The sequence below is a fragment of the Flavobacterium sp. genome, assembly GCF_043720215.1.
Classification (GTDB): Bacteria; Bacteroidota; Bacteroidia; order Flavobacteriales; family Flavobacteriaceae; genus Flavobacterium.
In genome coordinates this window covers 1-16,611 of the sequence record NZ_JAYSSZ010000034.1, presented here as the reverse complement: position 1 = coordinate 16,611, position 16,611 = coordinate 1, and the positions used below count along the sequence as shown (strand labels likewise).

The window sequence follows — 16,611 nt, the reverse complement described above, 5'->3', positions numbered from 1 at the left end:
TAGTTCTGCTATTCCACCTTCGCAAGTTGCGAATTTAACTAATAATCCTCCTACTGCAAATGCTGGAGCTGATTATGTTATACCTAAATCTACTGCATTTGTGCTAGAAGGAGCTGGAACAGATCCAGATGGTAATGCAATAACATATAACTGGGAAGAAAACGACCCAGGAGATCCTGCAACTACTGCGGCTCCAGTTGCCACTAGAGCAGTTGGACCTATGTTTAGATCTAAAACAGCAACAACTTCACCTAATAGATTTATGCCGCCTATGGCTAATATATTAGCAGGTGCAACATCAACTACAATGGAAGTGGTGCCTTCTGTAGGAAGAGATTTAAATTTTTCTTTGACAGTGAGAGATAACGTAGCTACTGGAGGACAAACGGCTTCAGACTTAATGAAAGTGACTGTGAACGGAACAGCAGGGCCATTTTTAGTAAATGTTCCAAACACAAATGTAAGTTGGGCTGGAGGAACAAATCAAACAGTTACTTGGGCAGTTGCAGGAACAGATGTGAATGGTATTAATGCTAAATTTGTTGATATTTATTTATCTCAAAATGCAGGAACTGCTTTCCCAATACTATTGGCTAGCAAAGTGCCTAATGATGGGAGTGAAGTGATAACAATACCAAATACAGCTGGTACTACAAATAGAATAATGGTGCGAGGATATAATAATATATTTTTAGATGTATCTAATACTAATTTTACTACTACTGCAGCAGCGTCATCATTTGCTGTTGCCTTTACGGGTGTAGCGGGTGAGCAGAATAAAACCATTTGTCAAGGTGTAAATTCTATGGTTTATACATTTAACTATACAGCTATAGCGGGATTTGCTAGTACAACTAATTTTACAGCAACTGGAATTCCGGCAAATACAACAGTAGTCTTTTCTCCTACGTCAAGATCAACTTCTGGTCCAGTAACAATGACAGTTAATACTACAGCTACGACACCAGTTGCAATGCACAATATTATTGTAAATGCAATATCTGTTCCTGCAACAACAACAAAAACGGTTCCTTTTTACTTAGAAGTATTGAGTGGTAATTTTACTACAGCTGGTTTAACAACACCTGCTAATAATGCTGTGGCTCAAAACACAAGTTTAAATTTAACATGGACAGCTTCTACAAATGCAACCTCTTATGATGTACAAGTAGCTACTGATATTGCTTTTACTACTATTATTGCTTCAGGGAATTCTACGACAACTAGTTTTGCGTTAAGCGGTCTTACACAAGCAACCAATTATTATTGGAGAGTATTGCCTAAAAACGTTGCTTGTAGTGGAGTTTATGGATCTTCTTTTAAATTTGAAACAGGAGTTTTAGTATGTAGTTCAGCTTCTTCTACAAACATTCCTTTGACGATTGCATCTGCAAATGCAAATACAATAAATTCAACCTTAAACATACCTACTACGGGAACTATTGGCGATGTAAATATAACCATGAATATGACTCATACTTATGTAGGAGATGTTACAGGCACCTTAATTAGCCCTGCAGGTACACAAGTGCAATTGTTTTTTGAGCCATGTGCTGGAAGTGATAACGTTGTTGCTACTTTTGATGACGCTGGATCTAATGCAGTATGTGGATCTGCTCCTGCACTAACAGGAACAATTAAGTCAACTCAATTATTATCTACTTTTAATGGACAAGCTCCTAATGGTAATTGGATATTAAGACTTGCTGATGGTTATAATGGTGACGGTGGTACATTAAATAGTTGGAGTTTAAATATATGTACGCTTATATCTGCCGCTTTAACAAATGAAGAGTTTGCCTTCAAAGATTTTAATTTATTCCCAAACCCTAATAGTGGAAACTTTACGGTAAGATTTACATCAGCATCTACTAATGATATTAAAATAAACGTACACGATATGAGAGGTCGTCAAGTATATGAGAAATCATTCTCTAATACAGGAGCCTTCAATCAAAATGTTAATTTAGATAAAGTAGAAGCAGGAATTTATTTAGTATCTATTATAGATGGTGCTAAGAAAACGGTAAGACGTATTGTTGTAGAATAAGAATAAAATTCATATATATTTATAACGCAGGCTATTAGCCTGCGTTTTTATTTTATAGTTTGTGTATTGTGAATTTTGCTTATATTAGCAAAAAAAAATCTATATTATGAAAAAAAATTTACTTATTTTATGTCTAGTTCTAATGTCTTTTGGGGTGAGTTTTGGTCAAGATTGGAGAAAAGTTTCGGAAGAAAAACTTAGCAGTTCTACCAAAATGGAACGTGCAAATTTACCAACCAAGTATCAACTATTTTCACTTGATTTTAATGCATTTAAAACGCAATTAATGCAAGCCCCTTTGGATTCCCAGAATGTTGAATCAACATTAGTAATGACTTTTCCGAATCATAATGGAGAAATAGAAAATTTTAAGATCTATGAGGCGCCAGTAATGGAAGCTGGATTATCTGCTAAATTTACTGACATAAAAACTTATATTGGTAAAGGAATCGAAGATCCAACTGCAAGTATACGCTTTAGTGTTTCTCTTTTTGGTTTACATGCGATGACCTTGTCAGGTAAAACAAGTGCTATGTTTATTGATACTTATACTAAAGATTTGAATAACTATATTATTTATTCAAAATCAGACACTTCTCCTTCAAGAAATTTTCAATGCTTGGTTAATGATGTGATTCCTGCTGGATTATCTGGTAATGGTTTAGATCATATTGCTGACACAAATAAAGCAAGCGACGGTCAGTTTAGACAATTTAGATTAGCAATGGCATGTACAATAGAATATGCAGCATTTCATATAAATGCCGCGGGATTAAACGCAGGAACATTAGCGCAACAAAAAGCAGCGGTTTTAGCAGCTATGGTAGTTACCATGACTCGTGTGAATGCAATATATGAAAGAGATTTATCAATAAGATTAAATCTAGTAGCAACAAACGATCAAATTATTTTTGTTACTTCCGATACTTTTACAAATAATGATGCAAATGCTTTAATTGGAGAAAGTCAAACTCAAATAACAGCAATTATCGGATCCCCTAATTTTGATATTGGTCATACTGTAAGTACTGGTGGTGGTGGATTAGCTGGACCATCTCCTTGTGTTAATAACAGTAAAGCAAATGGAATTACAGGTTCGACAGCTCCTGTAGGTGATCCTTATGATATTGATTATGTGGCACACGAAATGGGGCATCAGTTTGGTGCAAACCATACTTTTAACAATTCTTGCGGTGCAAATCGAAACAATTCAACAGCCGTAGAGCCTGGAAGTGGAAGTACAATTATGGCTTATGCTGGAATTTGTGCTCCAAACGTTCAAAATAATTCAGATGCTCATTTTCATGCAGTAAGTATTGCGGAGATTGCAGCTAGAATTGCTTCAACAGCAAATTGTGCACCTAACAATCCAAATGGGAATACCCCTCCAGTTGCAAATTCTGGAGGGAATTTTACAATCCCTAAAGGAACTGCATTTATTCTAAAAGGTAGTGCTTCAGATGTAAACGGTGATGCGCTTACTTACTGTTGGGAACAAACTAATACGGAGATATCTACACAATCTCCATTGCCAACATCTACAACTGGTCCAAATTTTAGATCTAATCTTCCTATTGCCTCGCCAAATAGATATATGCCCGCTTTAGCTAGTGTGGTCGCAGGTAATTTGGCTCCCACTTGGGAAGTTGTCCCTACCGTTGCTAGAACTATGAATTTTGCATTGACAGTTAGAGATAATAGAGCACCTAATGGAGGTCAGACAAGCAGAGCAAATATGGTCCTTACTGTAGGAAACACAACAGGTCCATTTACTGTGACATCACAAACGACTAACACAACTTGGGCACAAGGAACAACTGAAAACATCACATGGAATGTTGTCGGAACAGATGTCTCGCCATATAATGCTGCTAATGTAAACATCTTGATTTCTACAGATAATGGCGTAACTTTTTCAACCTTATTGGCAAATACTCCAAATGATGGGACACAGATAATTACCGTGCCTTCTGCCGGAGATTTCCCTTTTTGTAAAATTATTGTTGAAGCTGTTGGGAATATTTTTTATGCTGTAAATGTTGGTAACATTGCTATAGGATATACAGTAGTAACATCAATCACTTGTAGTACCTACAGTGCGTCTCCTGCCGCTACGATTGTTGAGCAAACACCATTGGCGTATCAAAATTTTAATATTGTTATTCCTGCAACAACTGGTGTGATTTCTGATGTAAACGTGTTAACAAATATTTCTCATAGAGTAAATCAATTATATATTGGTATCAATCACCCTGATTTAACTTTTGTACAAATGTTTCAATCGGATAGTTATGCTTGTACAAACGGGCAATCAAGTTTTATAACTACATTTGATGACGCTGGTGTGAATTTTGTTTGTGCTGGTGCAGCAGGTAATAATACATATAAGCCTGGTTCGTCTTTAAGTGTATTAAATGGAAAAACAACAGCTGGGACATGGAGGTTTAGAGTGGCGGATATAACTCTTGGAACTAGTGGAACGTTGAATAGTTTTGCATTTAACATATGTACTTCTATTACTACAGTTACTCTTGGGATACCTAGCGATTATGAATTTACAGATTTTGCATTGTATCCTAATCCTAATAATGGAAATTTTACATTAAAATTTAAATCGAACACTTCAAATGACATAAATATTGTTATTCATGATTTGAGAGGAAGAAGTGTTTTTGAAAATAAATACAGTAACTCAGGTATTTTTAATCAAAATATACAACTTGATAATACGATTCAATCAGGAGTTTATTTGGTCTCTATTTCTGACGGTGAAAAGAAAGTTGTAAAAAGAATTGTTATTGAATAATTTCTTTAATATTTATACCAAAACAGCTCCAAATTTGGAGCTGTTTTTATTTAACAATGTAATTAATATGTTTGACTATTTGAGGTACTTCTGTAACTGTAAATTCTAAATTAAAATTAATTCCTTCCTTGTTTTTCACTAAAGTTAAACTTCCTTTTTTTACAGAAAAATACCCAGCTTGACCTTTGCAATAGCAATGTCTCCCAAAAATCATTTTTGTGCCATTTAAAAATTCATTTTGTAATTCAAGTTTTGAAACTGAATTGTCGATTTCAAAAATAATTTCTTCTCTATAATTTCCATCTTGAAGTCCTTCTAGTGCTTTTCGATTGTATTCGAAAATTATGATTGAAGTTTCTATATTAGCTTTTGTTTGGTAATACAAATGATTAAATTCATCTATTTTAATTGACAAGCTTTGATTTTTTAATATTTTAATGGTGCATATCCCATCTTCGGGACAGATGAAATTCTTTGTTGTTTTTTCTTGTTCTGAAGTGTTAGCTTGTGGTATTGATTTTTTAGAAGCACAAGAAAATATAATCAATGTAATTAGAATTAATAATAGTTCCTTTTTCATGATTATTTTCCGTTATATGTAGTCATTGTGTTTTCTAGTCCTGCTAATGCAAATGATTTAACTGCTTCTGAAGCTATTTCTAATCGTTCTGAGAGTTTTTCTTTTTCGATTTCGTCCCATTCGCCAAGTACATAATCTACTTGTTTTCCTTTTTTGAATTCGTCACTGATTCCAAATCTAAAACGTGGATAATCGGATGAGTTTAGTGTTTGCTGAATGCTTTTAAGTCCGTTGTGACCGCCATCACTTCCTTTTGGTTTTATACGAATGGTTCCAAAACTTAAGTTTAAATCATCTGTAATTATCAGGACATTATCTTTTTCTATTTTCTCTTTTTCCATCCAGTACTGAACTGCTTTGCCACTTAAGTTCATATAAGTATTGGGTTTTAGTAGTAAAAGTGTTCTTCCTTTAAGTTTATATTCGGCAAGTGATCCTAATTTTACTGTTTGAAAATCTAATGATTCTTTTCTTGCTAGAAAATCTAATACTTTGAAGCCTATGTTGTGGCGTGTGTTTAGGTATTCGGCTCCTATATTTCCTAATCCTACTATTAAAAAATTCTTCATATTATCGTTGTTGCTTTCTTCGGTTTTGGTTTTCGAAAAAAGAGTTGAAATCCATTGTATCATATTGCAAAAATAGGATTATTAGATTATTGGTTGGTTAGAATTTTTATAGAAAATTTACAAAAGGGATAAAAAATAGCTAAATAGCCCTGATGGAAGTGGAAATCCCACGCTTTTTGGCGTGGATTGTAGCGTACAGCAGGAATACGATTTGCAAGAGTTCCTAAAATTTCGCTCATAAAAAAAGCGCCCCAATTGGAGCGCTTTTTGAAAAAGTATATCGAAAGATTATTTTTTCTTTTTCCCTGCTGGTGCTTTTGCAGCTTTTGCAGCTTCTTGAGCAGCCTTCATAGCAGCACGAGAGATTCTTACTTGACAAACAACTGTGTTGTCTGGGTGTAGAATTTTGTATTTGTCGTTTGCTAATGCTGTAACATAAATTTTGTTACCCATTTGTAGAGGCGTAATGTCTGCATCTAAGAAATCTGGTAGGTTAGCTGGCAAAGCTTTCACTTTTAGTTTACGTGAGTTAAGACGTAAAACACCACCTAATAAAACACCTGGAGATGTTCCAATGATTCTTACTGGAACTTCCATAGTAACCTCTTTATTGTCAAATAATTGATAAAAATCAAGGTGTAAAATTTTGTCAGAAACTGGGTGTACTTGAATGTCTTGCAAAACTGCATTGTACGTTTTCCCGCCTTCAACTTCAATCACAACTGTGTGTGCGTTTGGAGTGTAAACCAATGTTTTGAATGCTCTTTCGTCTGCTGAAAAGTGCACTGGTTGATCTCCTCCGTATAATACGCAAGGAACCTCTCCAGCATTACGTAAGGCTTTAGTCGCAACTTTTCCTACGCTTTCTCTTTCTGATCCTTTAATTGTAATCGATTTCATTTTAAAAAAATATAGTTAATAAATAATAATTTACATTAAAAATTTTCCACTAATGGAATTGTTGTGATGAACCATGTTCATTACTTCTGCAAAAAGAGGTGCACAACTCACGACTCTTATTTTGTTTGATTCTTTCTTTAACGGAATAGAATCAGTCACTATTAATTCAAGCAATTTTGAATTTTCTATTTTTTCGTAAGCATCTCCAGATAAAATAGCGTGGGTACATATTGCTCTTACGCTTAACGCTCCTTTTTCTATCATTAAATCTGCGGCTTTCGCCAAAGTGCCTCCTGTATCGATCATGTCATCTACTAAGATTACATTTCGACCTTTTACTTCACCTATTAGTTCCATCGTATCAATTACGTTGGCTACTTTTCTTTGTTTGTAACAAATTACTACGTCTGACTCTAAGAATTTAGAATAAGCATAAGCTCTTTTAGATCCTCCCATGTCTGGCGATGCAATTGTTAAATTTTCTAAACCTAAGCTTTTTACATAAGGCAAGAAAATTGTCGATGCGAACAAATGATCTACTGGTTTTTCGAAAAAACCTTGTATTTGGTCTGCATGCAAATCCATAGTCATTATTCTTGTAGCACCAGCGCTTTCTAATAATTTTGCAACAAGTTTGGCTCCAATTGGAACTCTTGGCTTGTCTTTTCTGTCTTGACGGGCCCATCCAAAATAAGGAATTACAGCTGTTATATGTCTTGCTGAAGCTCTTTTTGCTGCGTCTATCATCAGTAATAATTCCATTAAGTTATCAGAACTTGGGAATGTAGAACATACAATGAATACACGCAATCCACGAATGGATTCTTCATAAGACGGCTGAAATTCACCATCACTATATTGCGAGAACGTAACTTTTCCTAGCGGTACACCATAGCTTGCAGCTATCTTTTCGGCTAGGTAAACACTTTGCGAACAGGCAAATACTTTTGCTTCGGGTTCTAGGTGTGGCATTAATTAGTTGTTTTGTAGTTAGTTAGTTGTGTTTCGTTTTACCGAGGTGCAAATTTAGGAATTAAATTGGACTAGGAAAGATAATTTTTAAGTATTTTTTTATGAATTGCAAAAAAAATATTTACATTTGCACTCACGAAATTATTATTTCTGCCCGGATGGCGGAATTGGTAGACGCGCTGGTCTCAAACACCAGTGGGAAACCGTGCCGGTTCGAGCCCGGCTCCGGGTACAAAACCTCTCAGAAATGAGGGGTTTTTGATTTTTACACCGCTTTTATTACATACGTTACAATACCCCATATAATTAGTTGGGTTTCTTCAGTAATCTTTATGGGGGAATAATTTGAGTTTTCAGGCATCAGGTACAGACATTTTTTTTCGAGTTTAATGCGCTTTACTGTAAATTCACCATCAATAAAGCAAATGGCTATTTTATTTGTTTTAGGTTCTAGACTTCGATCTACTACAAGAACATCTTTATCATTTATTCCTGCGTCTATCATTGAATTTCCTTTTACTTTAATGTAAAAGGTCGCTAATGGATTTTCACATAATTCTTTGTTTAAATCGATATTAGTTTCCATAAAATCGGCTGCTGGCGATGGGAATCCTGCAGAAACTCCTTCTTTTACAAAAGGAATCGTTATTTCACTTTTATAATCAGGAAGAAAGAATAATATTTTTTTATTTTTTTCTATTGGCATTTTATTTCTAAAATTTGCTTGAAATTAGTGGTGTATTTTGGAGACAAATAATTTTGATTCATATTCCAAGTTAAATTCAAATTTTGACTCGCTAATTTTACTTTCTTATCGCCTATTTTTTTGTTTAGTGAATCGATGGTCTTCATTAAATTGATGTGTTTTGGATTTTCATCTTCAAATAAATGAAATTGTTTACTGTTCTCAGAAATAAGTTCAGTAACAATAACTCCTGCTTTTTTGAATTTTATATTTTCATTTCCAACATACAGTTTTTTTAAAATTTCGATTGCAGTATTTGAAATTGTTAAATTTGAATTTGTAGCAAAAGGTAAAGTGACTGCCATGTTAAAATAATATTTTTGTGCCTGAGTCGTATGTCTGTCAATAACTAACATTACAATTATAGTATGACAGCAGGAGTTTTGTGCTCGCAATTTTTCGGCACAAACAGTTGCAAAAGTTGAAACACGCTCTCTTAATAAATCAAAGTTAGAAATTTGTTTCGGAAAACTTCGGGTAATAGCAATACTCTTTTTTTGTTCACGAATGGGTTCTAAATCTAAAACTGATTTACCTTCTAATTCATATTTTAAACGAAGTCCTGTGATTCCCATTTCTTTTTTAATCCAATTTTCATGCTCTGGAGCAATAAAATCTAGGGCTGTATTGATGTTTTGGAGCTTTGCTTTTTTATTTATGCGATAACCTATGCCCCAAACGTCTTCAATTTTTGTCCATTTTAAAGCTTTGATACGACTTTCTTCAGTATCAATAACATAAACACCTTGAGTCCTATCTTGAAATTTTTTGGCAATTTTATTGGCTACTTTAGATAAAGCTTTAGTAGGAGCAAAGCCAACACAGACTGGAATTCCAACCCATTTGTGTATTCTGTTTTTCATTTGTAGACCATAATCATGATAGTTTGAAATATTTAAGCCATCAAAATTTAGAAAAGCTTCATCAATGCTGTAAATTTCTAAATTGGGTGTAAATCCTTCTAAAATAGACATCACTCGATTGCTTAAATCACCATAAAGTGCATAGTTGGAAGAAAACACCTTTACATTTTTTTCTTTTAGAAGTAATCTATACTTAAATTCGGGTGCTCCCATAGGAATTCCAGCCTCTTTAGCTTCTTTGCTTCTGGAAATTATACAACCATCGTTATTAGACAAAATTACAACAGGTTTTCCGTTGAATTCTGGTTGGAAAACACGTTCACACGAAGCATAAAAATTATTACAATCGACTAAAGCATACATGTCGTAAAATTACAGAATATCGTTGTGATAGGTTTCAGATGATAGTTAATTTTTGGAATATGTTAATAAATAAAAAGCTACCTCGGTAGAGATAGCTTTTAAATGATTTATGTAGAAAAAATTATTGTTTAATAAAACGTTTTGTAATAGTTGTTTCGTTATCTGTAACTTCTAAAATATAGTTACCTGTTTTGAAATTAACCACATCAATAGTTCCATTTGAAATTTTCCCTTCTTTTATGGTTTGTCCATATAAGTTGTATACTCTATATGTAGCATTTTCAGAAACTGACGTAATGTTTACTATAGAGCTTACAGGATTTGGATACAATTTGATTTCTACAACATCATTAACTTCTTTTGCAGTTTCTTTTGCGGTTGAAGTAATATTTATAGTATAATCTTCTACTTGACCGTAAGATATTGTTTCGCAAGAAGTAGGAATTCCACTATATTTCATAGAAACTCTCATTCTTGTTGCTCCTAAAGTTGCAGTAGTTGGAATTGTAAAACTTCCAATAGCAGGAGTGACTGTTGAGGTTGCTTTTGTAAACACGGTTTCACCAGCATCAGTAAACAATCCATTTTGGTTGTAATCGATAAATACAGCATAACCTTCGCTATACACGGTACTTGTCCAAGCTGGAGTAATAGTAATTGTTTGAGCAGTTCCTCTAACAGCATTTGTTGAAATCGCTGTAAAGTTTTCGTAACCAGCTGTTCCTGTTGATGCGTTATTGATTGTTCCGATAGCTACTCTTCCAATTTTTTCATCAGCAGTACTATTACTTATTGAAGCACAATAAGTCACTGTTCCGCCAGCCAGAGTGGTAACATTTACAACATTACTTGTAGCAGAAATATTTCCAGCAGCATCTTTTGCTTTTACAGAGAAAGAATAAGCTGTTGAGGCTGTTAAGCCAGTTGCGGCATAAGTTGTAGTAGTTACAGTTGCTTTTAAGGTTGTTCCTTGATATACATCATATCCAGATACCCCAATATTGTCAGTTGAAGCTGTCCATGATAAGTTTGTTGAAGTTGCAGTTGTACCAGAGGCAGTTAAAGTTGTAGGTGCTGTTGGAGCCGTAGTGTCTGCAGTTCCTGCAACGATGTTAACAGTATAATCTTCTACTTGACCATAAGAGAAAGCCTCACAAGCAGTAGGTATTGCATTATATTTCATAGAAACACGCATTCTTGTTGCTCCTAAAATTGCTGTTGCTGGAATTGTAAAACTTCCAGTGGCAGGAGTTGCTGTGGCAGCGGCTTTTGTCCAAACCGTTTCACCAGCATCTGTAAACACTCCATTTTGATTGTAATCAATAAATACCGCATATCCTTCGGCATAAGTTGTTGCAGTCCATGATGGAGTAATAGTGATTGTTGTAGCTGCACCTCTTGTAACATTGGTAGAAATAGCTGAAAAGTTTTCATAACCAGCTGTTCCTGTTGAAGCGTTATTGATTGTGCCAATTGTTACTCTACCAATTTTTTCATCGGCTGTGCTATTTCCTTGTGATGCACAATAAGAAGTAGTTACGGCCAAAGTAGTAACATTTACTACATTACTAGAAACAGATACATTTCCTGCAGTATCTTTTGCTTTTACAGAGAAAGAATATGCAGTTAAAGAAGTTAAACCAGTCACGGCATAAGAAGTTGTGGTTACTGTTGCTTTAAGAGTTGCTCCTTGGTAAACATCATATCCAGTTACACCAATATTGTCTGTTGCAGCTGTCCAAGATAGATTTGTAGTAGTTGATGTCGTTCCAGAAGCAGTTAATGTTGTTGGCGCTGTTGGCGCTGATGTGTCAGCAACTGGAGCCAAAGTAGTAACATTTACAACATTACTTGCAGCCGAAACATTTCCTGCGGCATCTTTCGCTTTTACTGAAAAAGAATATGCTGTTGAAGCTGTTAAGCCTGTAGCCGTATAAGTTGTACCTGTTACCGTTGTTACTAAAGTAGTTCCTCTATATACTTCATATCCTGTTACTCCAACGTTGTCTGTTGAAGCTGTCCAAGATAAATTAGTAGTGGTTTGAGTTGTTGCAGAAGCGGCTAATGTTGTTGGAGCAGTTGGCGCTACAGTATCAGAAGAACCTGCAGTAATAGTAAAGTTAGTATTAGAAACATCAAAGAAAATATGATTGCTTCCTTTTACCATAATTCTATTGGTTGTTCCTGTTGTATTAGGAATTGTTACAGCTTGAGTTCCATCATTTGGAGTAGCTGCTAATAAGGTTGACCATGTACTTCCGCCATTTGTAGAAATTAAAATATCTACATTGGCACAATTTACACCATTAGCAGTAGTGCCACCTACAACCCATGTAACAGTTTGTGAACTTCCGCCAGCATAAGAAACCGCAGTGTTTGGTGAAGATACCGAGAATGGACCAGCAGTACCGTTAACAGTAACAATTACGTCGTCACTATTGTTTGCCGAACCACCTGCTCTATTGTCTCTAGTTGTAAATCTGAAATTGATTGTTCTAGCTACAGAAGGTAGGGCTTCAACAGTAATTTCAGCTCCAGTGGTAGTTGTTGCTCCTGTTAAAACTGAACTCATTTGAGGAAAATATCTTACTGGTGAAGTGCTAGGAGAGTATGATCTGAAGATAGGTCCTGTTGCTTTTGTTGCACTTGCTGCCGAGCTTGCTCCAGTTTGTGCGCTTGAAGCATTATCAAATTGTTCCCAAATATACGTTAATGCATCTCCGTTGGCATCAGTTCCAGACCCAGTTAGCATAAAAGGTGTGCTTTTAGGAATAGTATAATCTAAACCAGCACTAGCGGTTGGAATTGCATTTCCAGTTGCAGTGTTGGTTTGACAAGTTTTAGTTTTAACGTTATTTGTAACTTGTTGAATACTTGCAGCGTGAAAATAAGCATCCGAATGAGGTTGCACATCTTGACTAGTGATACCAGCATATCCCATAATGGTTGATCCAGATCCTGGCTCCATATTAACACCAGTACCTTCATTATTCATTGAGAAAGTATGATTAGCCCCAAATTGATGTCCTATTTCATGTGCAACGAAATCAATGTCAAAGGTGTCTCCTGTAGGTATAGAACTTGATGTAAAAGCGCTTCCTTTAGAGCCGTTCACACAAACACACCCAATACATCCAGCGTTTCCATTATCACCTGCTTTAACAAATACATGGCCTACATCATAATTTGCTTCACCAATAACAGAAGTTAAAGTACTTTGTAGTTCACTATTGTAATTAGTCGTGTATGGGTCAGTAGAAGCACTTGTATAGATTACTGCATCAGTATTGGCAATCAAAACCATGCGTACTGCGAAATCTTTTTCAAATACACCGTTCACACGGGTCATCGTAGCGTTTATTGCAGCAAGAGCTTGTGCTTTTGTACCGCCAAAATGTGCTGTATATTCACCTGTAGTTGAAATAGCTAATCTGAAGGCTCTTAATGTTGCATCATCTGCATTTGGACGTAAAAGCGCACCGTTTGTAATACTTGGTTCAATTCTATCAATTACTTTACATTCAAAAGGTGTTAAGCTTTGTTTTTTATCTGCTTTTTTGTAGACAGAATAGGTTTTTAAATCAGTAGAAACTGGTTCAATAAATACTGCTGATTTGTCTGCGCTTAGTACCATTGATTTAAAACCAAGAGGAGACATACTAAAATAAGCTGTAGCGGTTGGGTTGTCTATGCCAATACCAATATAGGATTTGATATCAGGATATTTTGCTGCCAAAGCAGGATCCATAGTTGGGTTTTCGTAAATACGAAAGTTTTCTAAAAGACCGTCAGCATTTGGTAAAGAAATAGAAACACTTGAATTTCTAGCATTTCTTGAAGGAGAGTTTTTTAACTGATCTTTTAAATTAGTAAAATCTAAATCGAAAAGATTTTTTTCGGGTAATTGCATTCTGCTTTCAAGAGCTGGTTTTTTGGAGGAAACAATTTTTTTCCATATTCCGTCTTGAGCGAATGTCAAACTCGTGACCGCTAGCATTGCTAACGAAAGTAGTTTAATTTTCATAATTTGGTTTGTTTTTTAGTTTAAAGGTTGTGAATATAGCAATATTTTTATGTTAAATATGAAGCTTTAATAATAAAATCGATAAAACACTACAAATTATCGATTATCGTCAAAAAATAGATTTAACAAAAAAAGTCCGCCTAATTTAGGCGGACTTTATCGGTATTCGTGGTAGTGTTTTACTTTATTTTTAGAACAAAATAATTCTTCTTTCCACTCTGTAATAATACAAATTGATTGTTTATGATGTCTTTCGTTGACAGTATAAATTCTTCGGCTACTTTTTCTTTATTTACCGAAATAGAATTAGCCGAAAGTGCTCTTCGGGCTTCTCCGTTAGATTTTAAAAAACCTGATTTTTCGTTTAACACATCAACAATATTTATTCCCGCTTCAATATCAGATTTTGAGATTTCAGCTTGAGGAACACCGTCAAATATTTCTAGAAAAGTTGTAGCGTCTAATCCTTTCAAATCATCGGAAGTAGAATTGCCAAACAAAATGTTTGATGCTTTTATTGCTTTTTCTAATTCTTCTTTACCATGAACTAGAATTGTGATTTCTTCAGCTAATTTGCGTTGCAAAACACGTAAATGTGCTGCGGTTTTATGTTCTTCTATTAAAGTATTAATTGTATTTTTATCTAAAAAAGTAAAAATTTTGATGTATTTCTCAGCATCTTCATCTGAAGTATTTAACCAAAACTGGTAAAATTTGTAAACCGAAGTTTTATCGGCAGTTAGCCAAACATTTCCATCTTCAGATTTTCCAAATTTAGAACCATCAGCTTTTGTAATTAAAGGCGTAGTTAGCGCATATGCTTTTGCACCGTCTCCACCCATTCTGCGAACTAATTCGGTTCCGGTAGTAATATTTCCCCATTGATCCGAGCCACCCATTTGTAATAAACAATTATAGTTTTTGTACAAATATTGAAAATCATAACCTTGTATAAGTTGGTAAGTAAACTCTGTAAATGACATGCCTTCGCCTTCTGCTCCCAAGCGTTTTTTGACAGAATCTTTACTCATCATATAGTTTACCGTGATTCGTTTTCCTATATCACGAGCAAAATCGATAAACGAAAAATCTTTCATCCAATCGTAGTTGTTTACTAAAATTGGGGCATTTGCATCGGTCGAATTAAAATCTAAAAAACTAGATAAAACTGCTTTTATTCCTGCTACATTTTTATTTAAAGTAACTTCATCGAGCAAATTTCTCTCGTCGCTTTTTCCTGAAGGATCGCCAATCATTCCTGTCGCACCTCCTATTAAAGCAATAGGTTTGTGTCCAAAATTTTTAAGATGAACTAAAAGTATGATTTGAACCATGCTTCCTATGTGTAAGGAATCGGCAGTGGGATCAAAACCTATATATGCGGTAGTAGATTCTTTTGTTAATTGTTCTTCGGTTCCAGGCATCATGTCGTGAAACAAGCCTCTCCATTTTAATTCTTCAACTAAATTCTTCATTTTAAAAATCAATTTTGGCAAAGATAAAGTTTTATGTTCATTTGTTTAATCGGTTAATCGAAAAAAAGCGTAATTTGTAATTCGTAATTTTATAAAATGATTTTAGTTACAGGAGCAACAGGATTGGTGGGTTCGCATTTGGTTTTGCATTTAGTAGAGCAAGATCAAAAGGTGAAAGCATTATATAGAGATGAAAACGGAAAACAAAAAGTAAAAACAGTTTTCGAATATTATAATAAACAAGAATTGTTTGATAAAATACACTGGTGTCATGCTGATATTTTAGATATTCCAACTCTTGAAGTTGCTTTTCAGGATGTTAATTATGTATATCATTGTGCTGCTTTAATTTCTTTTGATCCAAAAAAGGAAGAAAACCTTAGAAAAACAAACATAGAAGGGACTCAAAACATTGCTAGTTTTTGTATTGATTTTAAAATAAACAAACTATGTTACGTTAGTTCTATTGCTGCTTTAGGCGATTTAGCACCTCACGAAACGATTGTTACAGAAGAATGCGAATGGAATCCTGAAATACAACATAACGATTATGCTATTTCTAAATATGGGGCCGAAATGGAAGTTTGGCGTGCACAACAAGAAGGATTAGATGTAGTCGTTGTAAATCCGGGCGTTATTCTTGGGCCACTTTTCTGGACGGAAGGTAGTGGAGAAATTTATGCCAAAGTAAAAAATGGGTTGCCTTTTTATACTAAAGGGAGTACAGGATTTATTTGCGTAAATGATCTAGTAAAATGTATGTTTTTATTGATGCAAAGCACTATTGTAAATGAAAAATTTATTTTAATTTCCGAAAATAAAACGTATCAAGAACTAGTTTTTACTATTGCCGAAATACTACAAGTAAAAAAGCCAAAACTACACGCAGGAAAATTACTCACTAGTTTTGCTTGGCGAACCGATTGGTTTTTTGCAACATTTTTTGGCAAGAAAAGAACATTGACAAAAGATTTAGCAAGTGCTTTACATACGAAAGATTTTTATTCTAATGAGAAAATAATAAAACAGCTAGATTATAAGTTTCTGAAAGTTGATAGTTATATGGCTTATCTAAAAGAAACTAACCTTTAGTAATAATGGTGTTTTTTCGAGCTATTTTAGACAATTTCTTTAAAGAATCTTGAGTTTTTTTAGTTTTAATTTTCAATTCTTTATTGATAATTGTATCTAATTCTGACTTTTCTTTCTGCAATCTGTTAGATACGTTTTCGAACATTAGTTTATAGGCTTCACTATCTGAAGC

At 34.5% G+C, this 16,611-nt stretch carries 12 protein-coding genes and 1 tRNA gene; 4 read left to right on the top strand and 9 right to left on the bottom strand.

What is annotated here, in order from left to right; genetic code table 11:
- Both ACHZC3_RS01435 and ACHZC3_RS01430 read left to right on the top strand, forming a co-directional pair.
- A partial coding sequence (locus ACHZC3_RS01435) for a T9SS type A sorting domain-containing protein (protein WP_394758094.1) occupies positions 1-2,050 on the top strand: 2,050 nt, incomplete at its 5' end.
- 106 nt (positions 2,051-2,156) lie between these two features.
- Positions 2,157-4,856: a reprolysin-like metallopeptidase gene (locus ACHZC3_RS01430; RefSeq protein WP_394758093.1), complete on the top strand. Its 2,700-nt coding sequence runs from the start codon at positions 2,157-2,159 to the stop codon at positions 4,854-4,856.
- Positions 4,857-4,902: 46 nt separating this feature from the next.
- Here the strand turns inward: ACHZC3_RS01430 and ACHZC3_RS01425 are convergent, their stop codons facing one another.
- The 4 genes from ACHZC3_RS01425 to ACHZC3_RS01410 all read right to left on the bottom strand — a co-directional run bounded on the left by ACHZC3_RS01425 (position 4,903) and on the right by ACHZC3_RS01410 (position 7,877).
- A complete protein-coding gene (locus tag ACHZC3_RS01425; protein ID WP_394758092.1) occupies positions 4,903-5,436 on the bottom strand; it encodes a hypothetical protein in 534 nt (177 codons plus the stop codon).
- Positions 5,437-5,438: 2 nt separating this feature from the next.
- Positions 5,439-6,005, bottom strand: coding sequence for an aminoacyl-tRNA hydrolase (pth, locus tag ACHZC3_RS01420; RefSeq protein ID WP_394758095.1), 567 nt, complete (start codon positions 6,003-6,005; stop codon positions 5,439-5,441).
- 288 nt (positions 6,006-6,293) lie between these two features.
- Complete coding sequence (locus ACHZC3_RS01415) at positions 6,294-6,905, bottom strand: 50S ribosomal protein L25/general stress protein Ctc (RefSeq protein ID WP_394758091.1); 612 nt, start codon at positions 6,903-6,905, stop codon at positions 6,294-6,296.
- 30 nt (positions 6,906-6,935) lie between these two features.
- The gene (locus tag ACHZC3_RS01410; RefSeq protein ID WP_394758090.1) at positions 6,936-7,877 is read right to left on the bottom strand and encodes a ribose-phosphate pyrophosphokinase; all 942 of its coding nucleotides are present in this window, start codon (positions 7,875-7,877) and stop codon (positions 6,936-6,938) included.
- A gap of 152 nt (positions 7,878-8,029) precedes the next feature.
- On the opposite strand from ACHZC3_RS01410, the gene ACHZC3_RS01405 reads away from it, so the two are divergent.
- Positions 8,030-8,109, top strand: a tRNA-Leu gene (locus ACHZC3_RS01405).
- Positions 8,110-8,142: 33 nt separating this feature from the next.
- On the opposite strand, the gene ACHZC3_RS01400 is transcribed toward ACHZC3_RS01405, so the two are convergent.
- The 4 genes from ACHZC3_RS01400 to tyrS all read right to left on the bottom strand — a co-directional run bounded on the left by ACHZC3_RS01400 (position 8,143) and on the right by tyrS (position 15,347).
- Positions 8,143-8,583 carry a LexA family protein gene (locus ACHZC3_RS01400; RefSeq protein ID WP_394758089.1) on the bottom strand — a complete coding sequence of 147 codons (441 nt, stop codon included), beginning with the start codon at positions 8,581-8,583 and terminating at the stop codon, positions 8,143-8,145.
- Entirely contained in the window at positions 8,574-9,848 is a 1,275-nt protein-coding gene (locus ACHZC3_RS01395) for a Y-family DNA polymerase (RefSeq protein WP_394758088.1), read from the bottom strand. The genes ACHZC3_RS01400 and ACHZC3_RS01395 overlap by 10 nt, the downstream gene beginning before the upstream one ends.
- Before the next feature lie 121 nt (positions 9,849-9,969).
- Positions 9,970-13,872, bottom strand: a complete 3,903-nt coding sequence (locus ACHZC3_RS01390; protein WP_394758087.1) for a reprolysin-like metallopeptidase — start codon at positions 13,870-13,872, stop codon at positions 9,970-9,972.
- 179 nt (positions 13,873-14,051) lie between these two features.
- Positions 14,052-15,347, bottom strand: coding sequence for a tyrosine--tRNA ligase (gene tyrS, locus ACHZC3_RS01385; protein ID WP_394758086.1), 1,296 nt, complete (start codon positions 15,345-15,347; stop codon positions 14,052-14,054).
- Positions 15,348-15,443: 96 nt separating this feature from the next.
- On the opposite strand from tyrS, the gene ACHZC3_RS01380 reads away from it, so the two are divergent.
- Complete coding sequence (locus ACHZC3_RS01380) at positions 15,444-16,439, top strand: NAD-dependent epimerase/dehydratase family protein (protein ID WP_394758085.1); 996 nt, start codon at positions 15,444-15,446, stop codon at positions 16,437-16,439.
- Here ACHZC3_RS01380 and ACHZC3_RS01375 read toward each other — a convergent pair.
- The coding region (locus ACHZC3_RS01375) for a hypothetical protein (RefSeq protein WP_394758084.1) at positions 16,429-16,611 on the bottom strand (183 nt) is incomplete at its 5' end. The genes ACHZC3_RS01380 and ACHZC3_RS01375 overlap by 11 nt on opposite strands.

Coding starts and splice junctions, on each gene's coding strand:
- ACHZC3_RS01390 (WP_394758087.1), bottom strand. CDS start 13,872: ATGAAAATTAAACTACTTTCGTTAGCAATGCTAGCGGTCACGAGTTTG.
- ACHZC3_RS01425 (WP_394758092.1), bottom strand. CDS start 5,436: ATGAAAAAGGAACTATTATTAATTCTAATTACATTGATTATATTTTCT.
- pth (WP_394758095.1), bottom strand. CDS start 6,005: ATGAAGAATTTTTTAATAGTAGGATTAGGAAATATAGGAGCCGAATAC.
- ACHZC3_RS01430 (WP_394758093.1), top strand. CDS start 2,157: ATGAAAAAAAATTTACTTATTTTATGTCTAGTTCTAATGTCTTTTGGG.
- tyrS (WP_394758086.1), bottom strand. CDS start 15,347: ATGAAGAATTTAGTTGAAGAATTAAAATGGAGAGGCTTGTTTCACGAC.
- ACHZC3_RS01415 (WP_394758091.1), bottom strand. CDS start 6,905: ATGAAATCGATTACAATTAAAGGATCAGAAAGAGAAAGCGTAGGAAAA.
- ACHZC3_RS01410 (WP_394758090.1), bottom strand. CDS start 7,877: ATGCCACACCTAGAACCCGAAGCAAAAGTATTTGCCTGTTCGCAAAGT.
- ACHZC3_RS01380 (WP_394758085.1), top strand. CDS start 15,444: ATGATTTTAGTTACAGGAGCAACAGGATTGGTGGGTTCGCATTTGGTT.
- ACHZC3_RS01395 (WP_394758088.1), bottom strand. CDS start 9,848: ATGTATGCTTTAGTCGATTGTAATAATTTTTATGCTTCGTGTGAACGT.
- ACHZC3_RS01400 (WP_394758089.1), bottom strand. CDS start 8,583: ATGCCAATAGAAAAAAATAAAAAAATATTATTCTTTCTTCCTGATTAT.